The organism is Citrobacter sp. RHB25-C09 (assembly GCF_013836145.1).
Taxonomy (GTDB): Bacteria; Pseudomonadota; Gammaproteobacteria; order Enterobacterales; family Enterobacteriaceae; genus Citrobacter_A.
Genome location: NZ_CP057483.1, coordinates 3269538 through 3282765, shown reverse-complemented (window position 1 = coordinate 3282765; position 13228 = coordinate 3269538). Strand labels below are relative to the sequence as shown.

The window sequence follows — 13228 nt, the reverse complement described above, 5'->3', positions numbered from 1 at the left end:
AGATTGCTTCGATGTTTTCCCGCGACTCTCCAGCGGTACCGTCGACCTGGTATGTGCTGACATGCAATTCCTGTTATGGGATGCGCAACGTCGTGCCGGTATCAGTGACGAGCAGATTAACCAGGCGATGGTAGAAAAGCTGGCTGTTAACAAACAGCGCCAATGGCCAGAGCCGCTAGACGGTGAGCCACGTCTGCACATCAAAGCGGATCAGCATCAGGGAGATAAGTGATGGATCCGCAACTGGAATACGCCACGAAGCGTATCGTCGAGCTGGAAAACCTGTTGCTGGTGAATGTTGAGGATACTGTCTGGCCTGCCGAAGTGGGAATGGTATATAGCCAGATTGAAAGTGCCGGGGATCTCCCGGCACATCACCAGCGCCGCCTGAAACATCACATCAATCGCATGTGGCTGGAGAAAATGCCGGTACCGGACATCATCACAGCGGCACAGTCACTGGCCAGCGCCATGGAGAAATACGCGTGAGAGAAATCATCGTTGATAATTTTGCTGGTGGTGGTGGTGCTTCAACCGGTATTGAAATGGCGATCGGCCGCAGCGTTGATATTGGCATGCGTATGCTGCAACCGCACGAGCTATACCGCGCGCAGGGCTTCCCAGAGTGGTACATCATCGACCAGGACTACCGGGGCAAGAAGTACGCGAAGGATAAACAGGTTGCCCGCTGCGGTAACGCGGTGCCACCGCCGTTCGCTGAAGCGCTGGTGCGTGCTAATTTGCCGGAGCTTTGTCAGCAGAAACAAATAGCGGCGTAATAAAACATTGCTAATTCAACCCGCTACGGCGGGTTTTCTTTTTTTACTACTGACAGAAAATTAACAATTTGTGCTCTTAAAACGTTGATCATTTCCGTGCATAGGTATACTGTATAAAAACACAGTAAATGCAATGGAGGCCATTATGAAAGTTGAATTAACCATTGATCGCATGAAAGAACTTCCTAAAGGCGCAGTACCAGCACTGGAGAAAGAATTGCTTAAGCGCCTGAATGATCACTATGACAATTGCAGGCTCACAATCCGCCGTGCCGGGTCCGATGGGTTAAGTGTTTTTGGTGGTGACAAGGACGATAAAAAGAAAATTGAATCAATCCTCCAGGATACCTGGGAAAGCGCTGACGACTGGTTTTATTAGAATTGCGCTTAAGGCTGGCGCGCATTTTTCAGAATACCGCAATTTGCGTAACCCTCTGATGCTGCTGCCGACAATCTTTAATCGCGTCTGTTAGTCGCTCGAAGGGAGAACATAAATGTGAGTGATTCAGCTTTGCAAACGTCAGAAGACAACTGGTATGACATTGTAAGAAGGTCTGACGGCTGCGTGGTGTTTAGCTTTCCTTCATCGGGCAGGCATCTAATTTATCGCGTCAATGGCATGGTTTCTATGCGGCCTTTGCTGGATGATGAAGAGGTCTTTACTCCTAATGGTTTTATGCAGTTTATTCACCGTCTCGGCTACCGGGTAACCCCACCTTCTGATAATATGAAATCAACGGTCTGAACAACCGTAACCTACTGCGCCACGGAGAGAAACCATGGCGCACGAACTACAACTCATCAAGCAGTCATCAGGAATCCTGATCCCCGCGACGCCGGAGACCAGCGATATTCTGCAATCAAAAATCAAACTCGGTGCCGTGCTGGTGGCTGAGTTCCGGCAGGTGAGGAATCCCGCATTCCATCGCCGTTTCTTTGCGCTCCTGAATCTCGGGTTTGAATATTGGGAACCTACCGGCGGGGCGATATCCAGCAATGAGCGTAAGCTCGTAAATGGTTATGCTAAATTCCTCGCGGTATTTGGTGGAAACGAAGGCGCACTGCTGGATGCTGCCGAGCAGTATCTGGAGCAGGTAGCCAGTCGTCGAATTACCAATGGGATCAGCCTGTGTAAATCCTTTGACGCGTACCGTTCCTGGGTAATTGTCGAGGCCGGCCACTACGACGCAATTCAACTACCTGACGGAACTCTTCGTAAACACCCCCGCAGCATAGCTTTCGCCAACATGGACGAAACCGAGTTCCAGCAGCTGTACAAAGCTGCGCTTGATGTTCTGTGGCGCTGGGTATTGTCCAGGACGTTCCGCACGCAGGAGGAGGCCGAGAACGCCGCCTCCCAGCTTATGAGCTTTGCGGGGTGACTCTGATGAAATATTCGTACTTCCATCACACTGACTGCACAACGCAGCAGGCCGAAGAGCTTCTGGCACGTTATCAGCGCCGCGGCGTTAAGGTCGAACGTAGCCTGAATTCCGATTACATCACCTGGACCGTCAGCGCCCGGCTGCCGGAGGGGAAGAAACCTCCGCGACCAAGTCGCTGCTGGCAAAACAGGGTGTGGGGGTGAGCGTGGCTATTTATCGCAGCAAAAAATGGCTCGCCGCCGTCAGGCAAATCGAGCGTTGTGTTCTTTGTGGAGCATGGGGAACGCAGGTGGCACACCGGAACGAAGGGAAAGGCATGGGAATAAAAACCGATGACTGTGCGACAGCTGCGCTCTGCGTTTGCTGCCATGACAGCATTGATAACGGGAATAAGCTGAACAGGGAAGAGCGCCGTCAGCTTATGGACCGCGCGATTGTTCTGACAGTGATTGAAGTTGCCCGTCGAGGGCTGGTGGTGCCCGCATGAAAATTTACGAAATTACGCCGATAGGCAAGCCCATAATGACTCAGCGTGACCGATGGCATAAACGGCCAGCAACAGCAGCGTACTGGGCATACAAAGAACATGTCAGGTTGCTGGGCATCCGTCTACCTGAGTCCGGATATCACGTCACGTTCGTTATCCCCATGCCAAAGAGCTGGAGTAAGGCAAAGCGGGCGCAATATGTCGGCCAGCCACATCAACAAAAGCCGGACAAAGACAACCTGGAAAAAGCTTTGCTGGATGCAGTGTTTGACGAGGATAGCCATGTCTGGGACGGGCGTGTTACCAAAATATGGGGAGAAACCGGGCAAATCATTATCGAGGAGGCCAAATGAAGCCAGAAAAGCTCGAGATACTCCGCACTCGTTGGCAGCGCCTCCGGATTTACCGCCGCCCGGGATCCGTGCTGGTGGATTACCGTATCCTCCGTAACTTCGTTCGCATCTATCATTCAGCAGGAGCCGCATAATGAACCTCGAATCAATCGCTAAATATTTCGCGCCAAAATCACCGATGTTCAGTGACTCCTCGAGGGCGACTGCCTCCGACAACCTGACCGGAACTGATGTTATGGCCGCGCTTGGGCTGGTTAACGCCAAGTGTGGTTTTGGCTTCGATTTGTACCTTGCAAAAATTGGCATCAGCAGCCCGGATCGGGCTATGGAGGCTCTTTATGAATCATCCATTGAACTTTGCCGACGCTTCAAATCAGTTTCAGAACTCAATGAAGAAATCCGTCGGCGAGTTCTCGAAATTTTGTGTGCTTTTGCATATCAGGATTATGCCCGCAGCGCGGCAAGTGTCAGACGCTGTGATTGCTGCGCTGGTAGCGGCTTCATCGAAGCTGATGTCTTCACAAACAAGGTCCAATACCCGGACGGTAAGCCTCCGGTATGGGCGAAGGCTACAAAAGGTGTGTTCCCGTCGTATTGGGAAGAATGGAAGTCTGTACGGGAGACCGCGCGGGTTATGTGCAATACCTGTAACGGCAAGGGTGTTATCAGCAATGCGTGTCGCTGTCATGGGAAAGGGAAGGTACTGGATAAGAAGGCGACTGAGTTACAGGGCGTTCCGGTGATTAAAGTTTGTGAGCGGTGTACTGGCAGAGGTTATGCCAGGTTAAAATTCTCCAATGTGTTGGAAGGTATCCGCACCACATGGGATGTGAAGAAAACGACGGCATATGAACAAGTGCAACCGTTGTTTGAACTGCTGGTGGAGGAATGTCATCGTCAGGAGAGTTACGCAGACAGCGCCTTAAAATCTGTCACAAGGTAGAAATAATTTTCTCTAAATATTCTTTTCATAGAAAATAACTGTTGTGTTTCTCGGAAATTATGTCTAATATCAACTCTAACGCTGGGAATCCGTTCAATCGTTTCGACCAGCAATAAAACATTCAAGCCCTGCGGATTCCACCGTGGGGCTTTTGCGTTTCTGGAGATAACGGCGAGACGCTACTCTAGCCTGAACATTAAGGGAGGGTTTTCATTACGCTATCAATCTCCCCTCCTTCAAATCTTGAAGTCCAGCCGCAGGAGCCGCAATGGTAAGGAAAGTCATCGAATCCACTTCCGACCTGTTTAAGACAGTTGGGGCAATAAACCGCGCTGATATACCCACCCGCGGGATTTTTTCTAAAGGCCGCACCCATGTGCTCGACAAACTCATCCTTTTCCCTGTAAGCCGCTACCTCCTTCGCAAGTTCTACGCACTTGGCCTTCGCCTCGGCAAGTTCTTCTATGGTGGCAGCATGGGCTTTTTGAAGTACGTCGATCTGCTCTCCAATGAAAGCGATGCGCTCGCGCAGGACCTCGTTACTCTGCACAGCGGAAAGCGCACCGATCCCATTCTTAAGGGACGCAATAAGTAATCCAACATCCATGATTATTCCCTGATTGTCTGTGGAATGACCAATTTAGCAATTTCCTTTGTCTGTGGAAAGCAGGGAAACCACGCGCCGGGCGTGGTTAAATATCCCGGTAATAAATCGACTATTGGCTGCGCATTTGCGTGGCCTTTTCTATTTTCAGGATCACGGGAATCAATCACTACGTGCTTTGTTGATAAATCCAGCCCGTGAAGCCTGACCCTTTTCATACACACACAGCGCCATCCGAAAAATCGGAGGTGAGGCTATGACCAGAATGAGCACCATTTACAGCAGACTTTCATATGGAACAGGAACCACGCTGACCGGCTGCGGTGTATCAGCGAAGGCATATGCCGAAACAGCTAAAACAGCAAAAGAGGTGTCCTGGATGTTGGCCGACAGAATTGCAGGGTTAAGCCTGAGCGACTGGGCAATTATTGTCGGTATCGCATGCACTGTTATTACCTGTGCAGTGAACTGGTATTTCCGCTGGAAAGAACGGGAGGATCGTCGCAATGGCTATGCCACAAAAGCTGAAGAATAGCGTTATTGCAGCTATACCCGCTGGCGCTATTGCTATCGCTGCGGCGTTGATTACTGGCCCAACGGGTAATGATGGCCTTGAAGGTGTGCGCTATCAGCCTTATCGGGATGTTGTTGGGGTCTGGACTGTCTGCTGGGGCCATACTGGTAAAGATATTATTCTCGGCAAGACCTACACCAAAGCAGAGTGCCAGGCGCTGCTGGATAAAGACCTGAATATTGTCGCCCGTCAGATTAACCCATATATCAACGCTCCTATCCCCGAAACGATGAGGGGGGCGCTGTACTCATTTGTGTATAACGTTGGCGCGGGAAACTTCAAAGCCTCCACACTGCTACGAAAAATCAACCTGGGTGATTCGAAAGGCGCATGTGAACAACTGCGACGCTGGACATATGCCGGTGGTAAGCAGTGGAAGGGTTTAATCACGAGGCGTGAGATTGAGCGTGAAGTTTGCCTGTGGGCAGAGAAACCTCAGGTTCTGGGGGATGGACTCGGGCCGCTTAACCCTGGCATTCCGGTGTCAGTTCCGGGAGTGTTCTGATGAACCTGCGCTCTCAACTTATTGTCGTTGCATTGCTGGTGGTCTCTGCGTTTATTGCTGGTAGCGTATGGAATAACCGCGGCTGGGAAAAGAAGTGGGCGGAACGTGACAGCGCGGAATCATCGCAAACAGCGAACGCGCAGACCGCAGCCCGCATGATTGAACAAGGGCGCATTATTGCCCGTGATGAGGCTGTAAAAGATGCACAAGCACAAGCCGCTAAATCTGCTGCCACTGCTGCTGGCCTGTCTGCCACTGTTAGCAAGCTGCGCACCGAGACAACAAAACTTGCCACCCGCCTGGATGCCGCAAAGCACACCGCAGATCTTGCCGCTACCGTCAGAAGCAAAACAGCCGGAGCCGACGCCGGAATGCTCGCCAACATGCTCGGAGATATTGCAGCAGAAGCTAAACGATATGCTGGAATCGCTGACGAACGCTATGCCGCCGGGATGACATGTGAACGCATTTACGATTCGGTGAGACAGTCGAATAACAGGAAGTGGCAAAAAGCGGGGACGAATCCCCGCTAGCTGTTAGCCAACTTTGCGATAAGGGTAGCCAGCTTTTTTGATGTGGGCATCAAAATACTGACCTTTTGACGGTGCATTCATTAGCGCCGTGTGCACGGCAGAAGGAACCCGAGAGTATTGATAAATGCCACTGCTATGGAATGCAATTTCCAGCGTTGAAGTGGCCTGGTCATAACCTACTGATTGGAGATTAGAAGATGAAACAGGTTGACGAATCAAAGCAGTTTCCTCGTTTGAATGGGAAAAGTCCCGAGGAAATCGTAGAGCTATTCAAAGGGTATAACTTTGTCGACGATCATGGTCATCGACTGGATATGTGCCAGGACTTCAAAGATTTGGTTGAGCTTGCAAGTGAGACCTGATGGCATTACAGAAGCCATTCCGAGGAGTGGCTTCGATAATGTGACGTTAATATTGCTGATTCTCAGTGGTCCGACTTAGCGAGAGAGGTCCCGCTGAAAAATCCTGATTTCCGTTCATCTTTAACGAACCATTCGCAATAGTACTGATTACGTTCGTCATCAAAGTAGCTTACGGTCATCAGGGGGCCACCGGACTTCAATTGGACAACGGTTCCATCTTCCAATTTTTCAGACATTTAATCCTCCATATCAAAAAAGAAATTGATCGCCTTAACTTGTAGATAGGGATGCCATGACGCTAGCGCCCCATTGATTTGCATAACCAATATGTACTGACAACTTTATAAAAGCTAGAGATCTTTATGGCAAAACCGTCCTCGAGTGAGCTTCCGCAACGCCCACTTCCACCAGTTAATTTCATTGGCCCCGATAACTGGCAGCCCTACACCAGATTGATCCCCGCCAATGAAGTGCATGAGTGGATAAGCCGACAAATCCTCAGCGATAGCGGAAGCATCCATAATCCTGACCACGCCCATTTAATTGAAGCTGATTTGTGCTTTATGTGGGCTTCAGAATCGTTCGCGAAAAAAGGGCGATATGTTCTCGGTCAGGCCGAACAGGTAATGCTTCGTGCCGGTGGGTGGCAGAAAGCCAGAATGGAACAGCAAATGTATGAATGGTTCGGGCGCATCCCGAAATTCATCATCACGCTTGCAGCCGACTACTGCTCACAATGCAGCGACCTCGAATTCTGCGCACTGGTAGAGCATGAGCTTTACCACATCGCCCAGGCCACCGATGACTATGGCGCGCCAAAGTTCAATAAAGAGACCGGGCAGCCAGTGCTTAAACTGCGTGGCCACGATGTCGAAGAGTTCGTTGGTGTTGTGCGTAGATACGGAGCGAGCACCGATGTGCAAGAACTGGTGGACGCAGCCAATCAACCTGCAGAGGTGGCAAAACTTAACATCGCCAGAGCGTGCGGGACGTGCATGTTGAAACTGGCATAAATTTGGAATGCTTTGGAAGGATGGTGATTTATGGCTGCGCTAAAACCAGAGGTGAAGGCTGCCATTGTTCAAATGCTTGCGTGCTATGACACCCTGTCGATTGTTGTTGACGCTATCCAAAAAGATTTCGGCATAAAAGTCACCCCGCAGCAAGTCGAATCGCACGATCCGACGAAGGTGAGTGGAAAAGGGTTAGCAAAAAAATGGGTTGATCTGTTCAACGCAACTCGCGAACGCTTCCAGAATGAAATTTCAGATATCCCGATCGCCAATAAAGCCTACCGGCTGCGTGTCCTGCAAAGGATGTCGATGACCGCTGAGAATATGAAAAATATCGGTATGACGGCCCAACTCCTCGAACAGGCCGCGAAAGAAGTTGGCGAGGCATATAGCAACAAGCAGAAGCTTGAACATTCAGGCCCGAATGGTGAGCCCATACAGCATAATCACACAGTAAGCGCGGAGGATCTGACTGATGAGCAGCTCGCCGCAATTATCGCTGGTAAGTAAGCAGGAAGCAGCGGCAGAGTTACTCAAGCGGCGCAACGCCCGGGCCAGCCTCCACGACTTCATTCAGTACATTAATCCCGAATACATCACCAGCAAGTTCTCTCAGACGGTCTGCGATGCTCTGGATCAGTTCCTGCTGGATATGATGAACGGGCTGCGCCCGATACTGATTCTTGGTGCGCCGCCTCAGCATGGTAAATCGGATATCGTTTCGCGTTATCTGCCAGCGTATTTCTTCGGAAAATATCCTGAAATGCGCGTAGGTGCGCTGTCATACTCTGCTGACCTTGCCGGAGATATGAACTCCGATGTTCAGCGCATTATGTCTACGCCGGAATACCGCAACATATTTCCGGGTGCCTGGTTGGGAAATAAGCCAACTGATGGTGTGGCCGTAAAGCGTAACACTGACGAATTCGGTATAGCCAACCATAAGGGGACGTATGTTTGTGCTGGCGTAGGCGGCCCGTTAACGGGTAAGAAAATCGATCTCGGTATCATCGATGACCCGATAAAAAACGCCAAAGAAGCACTCAGCCCGACGACCAAAAAATCTATCTGGAACTGGTACGTTTCCACGTTTAAAACGCGTCTGTCGAAAAACAGCGGCGAAATCATCATGGCGACCCGCTGGGCGACGGATGACTTATCCGGGCGTGTGGTGGAAATCACGCCGCGCGCCAAGGTGCTGGCGTTCCCTGCTATCAATGAGCAGGGCGAAGCGCTGGTGCCTGAACTGCACCCGAAAGAAAAGCTGCTCGAAACCAAAACCATTCTCGGGGATTACTTCTGGTCTGCGATGTATCAGCAGTCACCAAAACAGGCCGGCGGCTCAATCTTCAAAGACGAGTGGATCAAGTATTACCTCCCGAAAGACTTGCCGACCAACTTCGATATTGTCGTCCATAGCTGGGATATGACCTTCAAAGACAGCGAGGGCACCGACTACGTTGTCGGGCAGGTATGGGGTAAAAAAGGCGCCAATGCTTATCTGCTTCACCAGGTGCGCGCGCGCATGAGCTTTACCGCAACACTCAAAGCCGTTAAACGCATGGCCGACGAATACCCCAAAGGCCTGCGCAAGCTGGTGGAGGACAAAGCCAACGGACCGGCGGTTATTGATTCGCTGAAAAGCACCGTTGCGGGGCTTGTTCCTGTTGAACCGGACGGCAGCAAAGTTGCCCGTGCGCATGCGATCACCGCTGTATGGGAAGCGGGTAACGTTTTCCTTCCCCATAAAGACATCGCACCGTGGATCACCGAGACGGTCGAGGAAATTACCACGTTCCCTGTCGGCGCGAACGATGACGTTGTCGATGCAATGACGCAGGGGCTACGCGATTTGTATCAGAGAAAAACACTCAGCCCACTGGACATCATGTAATGACGAAAAAAAATATCGTTGGTCGTCTGAATGATGGCCTGGTTAGCTTAATGACCTCGCTCGGCGAGAAGATTGGCGCAGTGCGGTATAGCAGCAGTAAGCCTGACGTACCTGATAAAGAGCTGCTCGCGATGTATAAAAAATCGTGGGTGGTTAAAAAGTACATCAACAAAACCGCCGACGACATGCTGAAGTTGCCCCGTAAATTTTCGGGCGATGTCGATAGCTCCATAACCAAGCGCATCGCTGATGCCGAAAAAGAACTGAAATTGAACGCAGTCTTTCACAGCGCGCTGGGGTGGGCCTCCCTGCTGGGAGATTCGCTAATCGTGGCTATCACTGATTGTGCCGATGACCAGATCGCCTTACCGCTCAATTTGCAGAGCGAAGATATCGTTAAATTCCTGGTGTTTCGAAAAGGTGAGTACACGCCGGACAGTAATGTCATCACTGACATACGTTCGGACTGTTTTGGTGAACCGCTGACGTATCAACTTGACGTCGGAACGAAGCAACTCAGATTTCACCATAGCCGCTGCTGCCGAACGAAGCTTGGAAATCACAGCATTAAGGATCGCGCGAAGTTTGGCACGTCAGACCTTCAGGCGCCCTACGAGCATATCAAAACGTTCGACACTGCAATCCTGAGCACCGGCGACACCATTCAGGAAGCAAATGTCGATGTGCTGTTTATCCCCGGCATGAATAACCAGATCGCAGCGGGTCAGGAAGGACAGGTGCGCGAGTACGCCAGGGTGATGAAGGACACCAAATCTTCAACAGGGATGTTATTGATTGATGCTGGTGATACTCAGGCGCAGGGGCGCTATGAGCAGAAAAACGCGCAATTTACCGGGCTGTCGGATGTGATCAGCAAGATGGCGATTGTGCTGGCCGGGGCGCTGGACAGACCGATAACGGTTCTGTTTGGTGAGTCGGCCAGCGGGTTCAGTAGTGGCGAGGAAGACAATAAATCCTATTACGAGACGATTAACGGTCTGCAGGAGTCCCGGCTTCGCCCTATGCAGGATTTCGCCGACCAGTTCACGCTGGACAAACTCGCCATTACGGAAAGCCTTACCTACGAATACCCGACAATCGACAGCATTAACGAGGCTGACGAAGCTAACCGGTTTAGCCAGTATGCGACGGGCTTCAATACGCTGGTAACGTCGTCAATTCTGACGGAAGAGGTTGCCATCAGGGAGATGGTAAACCGCGGCGTGCTGAAGACTGTTACCGAAGCTGAAATCAAGGCGATAGTCAGCGCCGGGGCGAATGCTGGCTTCTGAGGGGATTATGGAATTAAAACTGCTTCTTGAGCGTAAGCAGGGACGTTTGAAACCGCGTCGTCGGCGAATGCGTCCACCGACCGCCAGTAAGCGAGCAGAGGTATGGTATCGGGACAGGTTGACGGATTTTATCGACAGCATGGTCCAGGCGTTTATTGACGAGTTGGGTAAGCCTGTGATTGCCGATGCCCCTGATAGCACACCTCTCTCGATTACGACGCGTCTTTCCGCTGTCATGCAGCGTCTGGCGAGCATTTCAATTCAGGAGGTTGCCGCCCGACTCTCTGCCGGATTCGTTACACGGGCAAACCTGCAGAACAAAGAGCAGACGCAGCGCACTTTCTCTCAGGCTTTTGGGATTGATCTGACCGGGATGCTCGGCGATGGCGCGATAAAGCCAGAAATGGAAAAGGCGGTTAATGACAACGTTGACCTGATCACCTCCATCCATACCGACTTTATCCACGATATCGGCGCGGCGGTTTTCGAGAACATGAAAGGCGGTGGCCGACATGAAAACCTCATTGACCTGATTAAGGAGCGTGGGGAGGTCACCCGCAATCGTGCAAAGTTCATCGCTCGTGACCAGACCTCAAAACTGAACGCAGACCTGACTGAAGCGCGCAATGTGGCGCTTGGTCTTGACCTGTATGAGTGGGGAGGTACTGGCGACGAACGTGAACGGGAAAACCATTTCGTTCTGAACGGTATGCTTTGCAAATATTCGGATCCGACAGTTTATTCAGACGACGGCGGAAAAACGTGGAAGAAACGTTCCACCATCGGAGCATTTATCGGTAAGCCAGGAGAAGACTATCAATGCCGGTGCCTGGCTCTCCCTTACGTCTCATGGGATTAATCAATGAAGTGGAAACGAACACCGCAGGGGTATGTGATTACCACTGCGACGATCACCCGCGCCGGGCCGATTGAATATTACGGTCACGAGCTGGGGCTCACTGGCAGCGATGCCAACAAAAAAATCACTGTTGTCCGCACTCTCGACGAATTATCAAAACCTGAAACACTCGCTTCATTCAATGGCCTCCCGTTCACCATAACGCACCCCGACGACGGGGAAGTCACCGCCACTGACCACAAAGACAAAGCATCCGGGCATATCGCCAATACCCGTATCGAGGGCGGCGAGGTGGTCTGCGACGTTTATCTGACGGATGCCGTTGCAATTAAGACGCTGGAAGAAACGGGGATACGTGAAGTATCCGTTGGATATGAGCCTGCTGAACTCGAGGAAAGAGGCGGGAAGTATTACCACATCAACATTCGCGGCAATCATGTCGCGGGCGTGGCAGAGGGGCGCTACGGGCCTCAGTGTAAGTTAAACGACAAAAAAGGTAAGCCGATGTTCAAAACATTAACTGACGCCCTGAGTTTCCTGAAGGGCAAAAAACTGAAGGATGCGGACGGTGCAGCGCTAACTCCTGACGAACTGGTCGGCATGATCGCCGCGCTGGAAAAAGCACTGCAAGAACTCCAGGGGCAAGGGACTGACGAGGCGACGGCAAAGGCTCAGGAAGTGCTGGCGCAACTCGCTGACCTTAAAACCCAACTGGAAGGCATGACGGGGGCACCATCGCCGAACGATGAAGATCCTGCCGCTGGTGGTGATGACAAGGACGCAAAAATCACTGCGCTGGAAACCGAAAACGCCGATCTGAAAGCGAAAATTAAAACGCTGGAAGAAGAACTGGAACAGCTGAAATCCGGCAATGAAACCAGCACCACGCTGGCAGACGCGAAAGCCCGTTTCCCTAAAGTCAGCTTCAATGATGCCAAATCAGCGCGTGACGTGCGCGCCGCCGTACTGGTGAGCACTAAAGCATTTAACGATGCTGAGGTCAAAGCAATGACTGACAGCGAAGTCCGTGCGGCTTATGCAGCCATTCAGGCCACCTCGAAGCCACGCAGTGAAATCGGTGCTCATCTGTTTAACGACTCCGCGAACAAAAGCACTAAAACCGCAACTCAACGCCTTGGGGGTAAATAACTATGACTTTCGGATTCACTGACTGGGATGGTGCCGACGGCACTATTAAACCGGGTTCAATCAAACGCGCCTCCAGCTCTAACGACAAAGTCTGGGGGGAAGAGAACCTGACCGAAACGAAGTTGCCCTACGGCACGTTTGTAGCTGTCAACCCGGACGGCGGCGTGATGCCTCTCGCAGCTGGCAAACGCATTCATGGGATTGTGGTGCGTGATATCTACGGTGATGGTGCACCGCACAACAAGCAGGTCAACGTCGGGCATTTTTCCCACGGCGATTGTGTTGGCGCGCTGACAGTCGATGACGCTGATTTTACTCGTGGCGCGGCGGCATACATCGTGGCGACGGGCGCCGATGCCGGAAAGGTGACGACAGAAGCAGCCGGAAATATTGATTTAGGCTACTGGGTGGAAGATGTAAGCGCGGGTAATAACTGCGTGGCTATCACCCTGGGCTACGTACAACAGGCAGTTCAGCAGACGGAAGGAGCATAACC

General features: G+C 51.6%; 22 protein-coding genes and 2 pseudogenes. 22 read left to right on the top strand and 2 right to left on the bottom strand.

Features of this window, described 5'->3' with window-relative positions; translation table 11 throughout:
* Nucleotides 1-55: 55 nt before the first annotated feature.
* From HVY19_RS15490 to HVY19_RS15420, 15 genes and pseudogenes are all read left to right on the top strand, one after another.
* Nucleotides 56-205, top strand: a pseudogene (locus HVY19_RS15490) (dATP/dGTP pyrophosphohydrolase domain-containing protein); the annotation flags it as partial.
* 26 nt (nt 206-231) lie between these two features.
* On the top strand, nt 232-489 hold the full coding sequence (locus HVY19_RS15485) for a hypothetical protein (RefSeq protein ID WP_181681405.1): 258 nt from the start codon (nt 232-234) through the stop codon (nt 487-489).
* Nucleotides 490-563: 74 nt separating this feature from the next.
* Nucleotides 564-779, top strand: a pseudogene (locus tag HVY19_RS15480) (DNA cytosine methyltransferase); the annotation flags it as partial.
* Between the two features lie 145 nt (nt 780-924).
* Nucleotides 925-1158, top strand: a complete 234-nt coding sequence (locus HVY19_RS15475; protein ID WP_016236996.1) for a DinI family protein — start codon at nt 925-927, stop codon at nt 1156-1158.
* A gap of 117 nt (nt 1159-1275) precedes the next feature.
* Nucleotides 1276-1524 carry a hypothetical protein gene (locus HVY19_RS15470; RefSeq protein WP_001568777.1) on the top strand — a complete coding sequence of 83 codons (249 nt, stop codon included), beginning with the start codon at nt 1276-1278 and terminating at the stop codon, nt 1522-1524.
* A 34-nt stretch (nt 1525-1558) separates the two neighbouring features.
* Nucleotides 1559-2161, top strand: a complete 603-nt coding sequence (locus HVY19_RS15465; protein ID WP_181681404.1) for a DUF1367 family protein — start codon at nt 1559-1561, stop codon at nt 2159-2161.
* Nucleotides 2162-2166: 5 nt separating this feature from the next.
* Nucleotides 2167-2367: a hypothetical protein gene (locus HVY19_RS15460; protein ID WP_181681403.1), complete on the top strand. Its 201-nt coding sequence runs from the start codon at nt 2167-2169 to the stop codon at nt 2365-2367.
* Nucleotides 2368-2369: 2 nt separating this feature from the next.
* Nucleotides 2370-2651: a DUF1364 domain-containing protein gene (locus tag HVY19_RS15455; protein ID WP_172751106.1), complete on the top strand. Its 282-nt coding sequence runs from the start codon at nt 2370-2372 to the stop codon at nt 2649-2651.
* Nucleotides 2648-3004: a RusA family crossover junction endodeoxyribonuclease gene (locus HVY19_RS15450; RefSeq protein WP_181681402.1), complete on the top strand. Its 357-nt coding sequence runs from the start codon at nt 2648-2650 to the stop codon at nt 3002-3004. The genes HVY19_RS15455 and HVY19_RS15450 overlap by 4 nt, the downstream gene beginning before the upstream one ends.
* Nucleotides 3001-3138, top strand: a complete 138-nt coding sequence (locus tag HVY19_RS15445; protein ID WP_086512847.1) for a YlcG family protein — start codon at nt 3001-3003, stop codon at nt 3136-3138. Before HVY19_RS15450 ends, HVY19_RS15445 begins: the two co-directional genes overlap by 4 nt.
* A complete protein-coding gene (locus HVY19_RS15440; protein WP_086512848.1) occupies nt 3138-3947 on the top strand; it encodes an antitermination protein in 810 nt (269 codons plus the stop codon). The genes HVY19_RS15445 and HVY19_RS15440 overlap by 1 nt, the downstream gene beginning before the upstream one ends.
* A 268-nt stretch (nt 3948-4215) precedes the next feature.
* On the top strand, nt 4216-4542 hold the full coding sequence (locus tag HVY19_RS15435) for a hypothetical protein (RefSeq protein WP_179192522.1): 327 nt from the start codon (nt 4216-4218) through the stop codon (nt 4540-4542).
* 265 nt (nt 4543-4807) lie between these two features.
* A complete protein-coding gene (locus HVY19_RS15430) occupies nt 4808-5086 on the top strand; it encodes a phage holin (RefSeq protein WP_001568784.1) in 279 nt (92 codons plus the stop codon).
* Nucleotides 5058-5630: a lysozyme gene (locus HVY19_RS15425; protein ID WP_275376357.1), complete on the top strand. Its 573-nt coding sequence runs from the start codon at nt 5058-5060 to the stop codon at nt 5628-5630. The genes HVY19_RS15430 and HVY19_RS15425 overlap by 29 nt, the downstream gene beginning before the upstream one ends.
* Nucleotides 5630-6163: a DUF2514 domain-containing protein gene (locus HVY19_RS15420; protein WP_181681401.1), complete on the top strand. Its 534-nt coding sequence runs from the start codon at nt 5630-5632 to the stop codon at nt 6161-6163. The genes HVY19_RS15425 and HVY19_RS15420 overlap by 1 nt, the downstream gene beginning before the upstream one ends.
* Before the next feature lie 3 nt (nt 6164-6166).
* On the opposite strand, the gene HVY19_RS15415 is transcribed toward HVY19_RS15420, so the two are convergent.
* Complete coding sequence (locus HVY19_RS15415; RefSeq protein WP_071891841.1) at nt 6167-6382, bottom strand: KTSC domain-containing protein; 216 nt, start codon at nt 6380-6382, stop codon at nt 6167-6169.
* 205 nt (nt 6383-6587) lie between these two features.
* Nucleotides 6588-6761 carry a DUF2158 domain-containing protein gene (locus tag HVY19_RS15410; RefSeq protein ID WP_181681400.1) on the bottom strand — a complete coding sequence of 58 codons (174 nt, stop codon included), beginning with the start codon at nt 6759-6761 and terminating at the stop codon, nt 6588-6590.
* 126 nt (nt 6762-6887) lie between these two features.
* Here HVY19_RS15410 and HVY19_RS15405 point away from each other — a divergent pair, with 126 nt between their 5' ends.
* From HVY19_RS15405 to HVY19_RS15375, 7 genes are read left to right on the top strand one after another with little or no spacing between them, the layout of a single operon-like run.
* The gene (locus tag HVY19_RS15405) at nt 6888-7538 is read left to right on the top strand and encodes a putative metallopeptidase (protein ID WP_181681399.1); all 651 of its coding nucleotides are present in this window, start codon (nt 6888-6890) and stop codon (nt 7536-7538) included.
* Nucleotides 7539-7568: 30 nt separating this feature from the next.
* A complete protein-coding gene (locus tag HVY19_RS15400) occupies nt 7569-8048 on the top strand; it encodes a DUF2280 domain-containing protein (protein WP_069721560.1) in 480 nt (159 codons plus the stop codon).
* On the top strand, nt 8014-9432 hold the full coding sequence (gene terL, locus HVY19_RS15395) for a phage terminase large subunit (protein ID WP_181681398.1): 1419 nt from the start codon (nt 8014-8016) through the stop codon (nt 9430-9432). The genes HVY19_RS15400 and terL overlap by 35 nt, the downstream gene beginning before the upstream one ends.
* Nucleotides 9432-10724, top strand: a complete 1293-nt coding sequence (locus tag HVY19_RS15390; RefSeq protein ID WP_116360017.1) for a DUF1073 domain-containing protein — start codon at nt 9432-9434, stop codon at nt 10722-10724. The genes terL and HVY19_RS15390 overlap by 1 nt, the downstream gene beginning before the upstream one ends.
* Nucleotides 10725-10731: 7 nt before the next feature.
* Nucleotides 10732-11583, top strand: coding sequence for a phage minor head protein (locus tag HVY19_RS15385; RefSeq protein WP_181681397.1), 852 nt, complete (start codon nt 10732-10734; stop codon nt 11581-11583).
* Between the two features lie 3 nt (nt 11584-11586).
* Nucleotides 11587-12732, top strand: a complete 1146-nt coding sequence (locus tag HVY19_RS15380) for a DUF2213 domain-containing protein (RefSeq protein ID WP_181681396.1) — start codon at nt 11587-11589, stop codon at nt 12730-12732.
* Between the two features lie 2 nt (nt 12733-12734).
* A complete protein-coding gene (locus tag HVY19_RS15375; RefSeq protein WP_000142642.1) occupies nt 12735-13226 on the top strand; it encodes a hypothetical protein in 492 nt (163 codons plus the stop codon).
* Nucleotides 13227-13228: the final 2 nt, after the last annotated feature.

Bases quoted from the DNA above. Each gene is read 5' to 3' on its own strand.
- HVY19_RS15440 (WP_086512848.1), top strand. From the start codon at position 3,138: ATGAACCTCGAATCAATCGCTAAATATTTCGCGCCAAAATCACCGATG.
- HVY19_RS15420 (WP_181681401.1), top strand. From the start codon at position 5,630: ATGAACCTGCGCTCTCAACTTATTGTCGTTGCATTGCTGGTGGTCTCT.
- HVY19_RS15465 (WP_181681404.1), top strand. From the start codon at position 1,559: ATGGCGCACGAACTACAACTCATCAAGCAGTCATCAGGAATCCTGATC.
- HVY19_RS15435 (WP_179192522.1), top strand. From the start codon at position 4,216: ATGGTAAGGAAAGTCATCGAATCCACTTCCGACCTGTTTAAGACAGTT.
- HVY19_RS15375 (WP_000142642.1), top strand. From the start codon at position 12,735: ATGACTTTCGGATTCACTGACTGGGATGGTGCCGACGGCACTATTAAA.
- HVY19_RS15430 (WP_001568784.1), top strand. From the start codon at position 4,808: ATGACCAGAATGAGCACCATTTACAGCAGACTTTCATATGGAACAGGA.
- HVY19_RS15445 (WP_086512847.1), top strand. From the start codon at position 3,001: ATGAAGCCAGAAAAGCTCGAGATACTCCGCACTCGTTGGCAGCGCCTC.
- HVY19_RS15400 (WP_069721560.1), top strand. From the start codon at position 7,569: ATGGCTGCGCTAAAACCAGAGGTGAAGGCTGCCATTGTTCAAATGCTT.
- HVY19_RS15410 (WP_181681400.1), bottom strand. From the start codon at position 6,761: ATGTCTGAAAAATTGGAAGATGGAACCGTTGTCCAATTGAAGTCCGGT.
- HVY19_RS15475 (WP_016236996.1), top strand. From the start codon at position 925: ATGAAAGTTGAATTAACCATTGATCGCATGAAAGAACTTCCTAAAGGC.
- HVY19_RS15380 (WP_181681396.1), top strand. From the start codon at position 11,587: ATGAAGTGGAAACGAACACCGCAGGGGTATGTGATTACCACTGCGACG.
- HVY19_RS15405 (WP_181681399.1), top strand. From the start codon at position 6,888: ATGGCAAAACCGTCCTCGAGTGAGCTTCCGCAACGCCCACTTCCACCA.
- HVY19_RS15485 (WP_181681405.1), top strand. From the start codon at position 232: ATGGATCCGCAACTGGAATACGCCACGAAGCGTATCGTCGAGCTGGAA.
- HVY19_RS15425 (WP_275376357.1), top strand. From the start codon at position 5,058: ATGGCTATGCCACAAAAGCTGAAGAATAGCGTTATTGCAGCTATACCC.
- HVY19_RS15460 (WP_181681403.1), top strand. From the start codon at position 2,167: ATGAAATATTCGTACTTCCATCACACTGACTGCACAACGCAGCAGGCC.
- HVY19_RS15385 (WP_181681397.1), top strand. From the start codon at position 10,732: ATGGAATTAAAACTGCTTCTTGAGCGTAAGCAGGGACGTTTGAAACCG.
- HVY19_RS15390 (WP_116360017.1), top strand. From the start codon at position 9,432: ATGACGAAAAAAAATATCGTTGGTCGTCTGAATGATGGCCTGGTTAGC.
- terL (WP_181681398.1), top strand. From the start codon at position 8,014: ATGAGCAGCTCGCCGCAATTATCGCTGGTAAGTAAGCAGGAAGCAGCG.
- HVY19_RS15450 (WP_181681402.1), top strand. From the start codon at position 2,648: ATGAAAATTTACGAAATTACGCCGATAGGCAAGCCCATAATGACTCAG.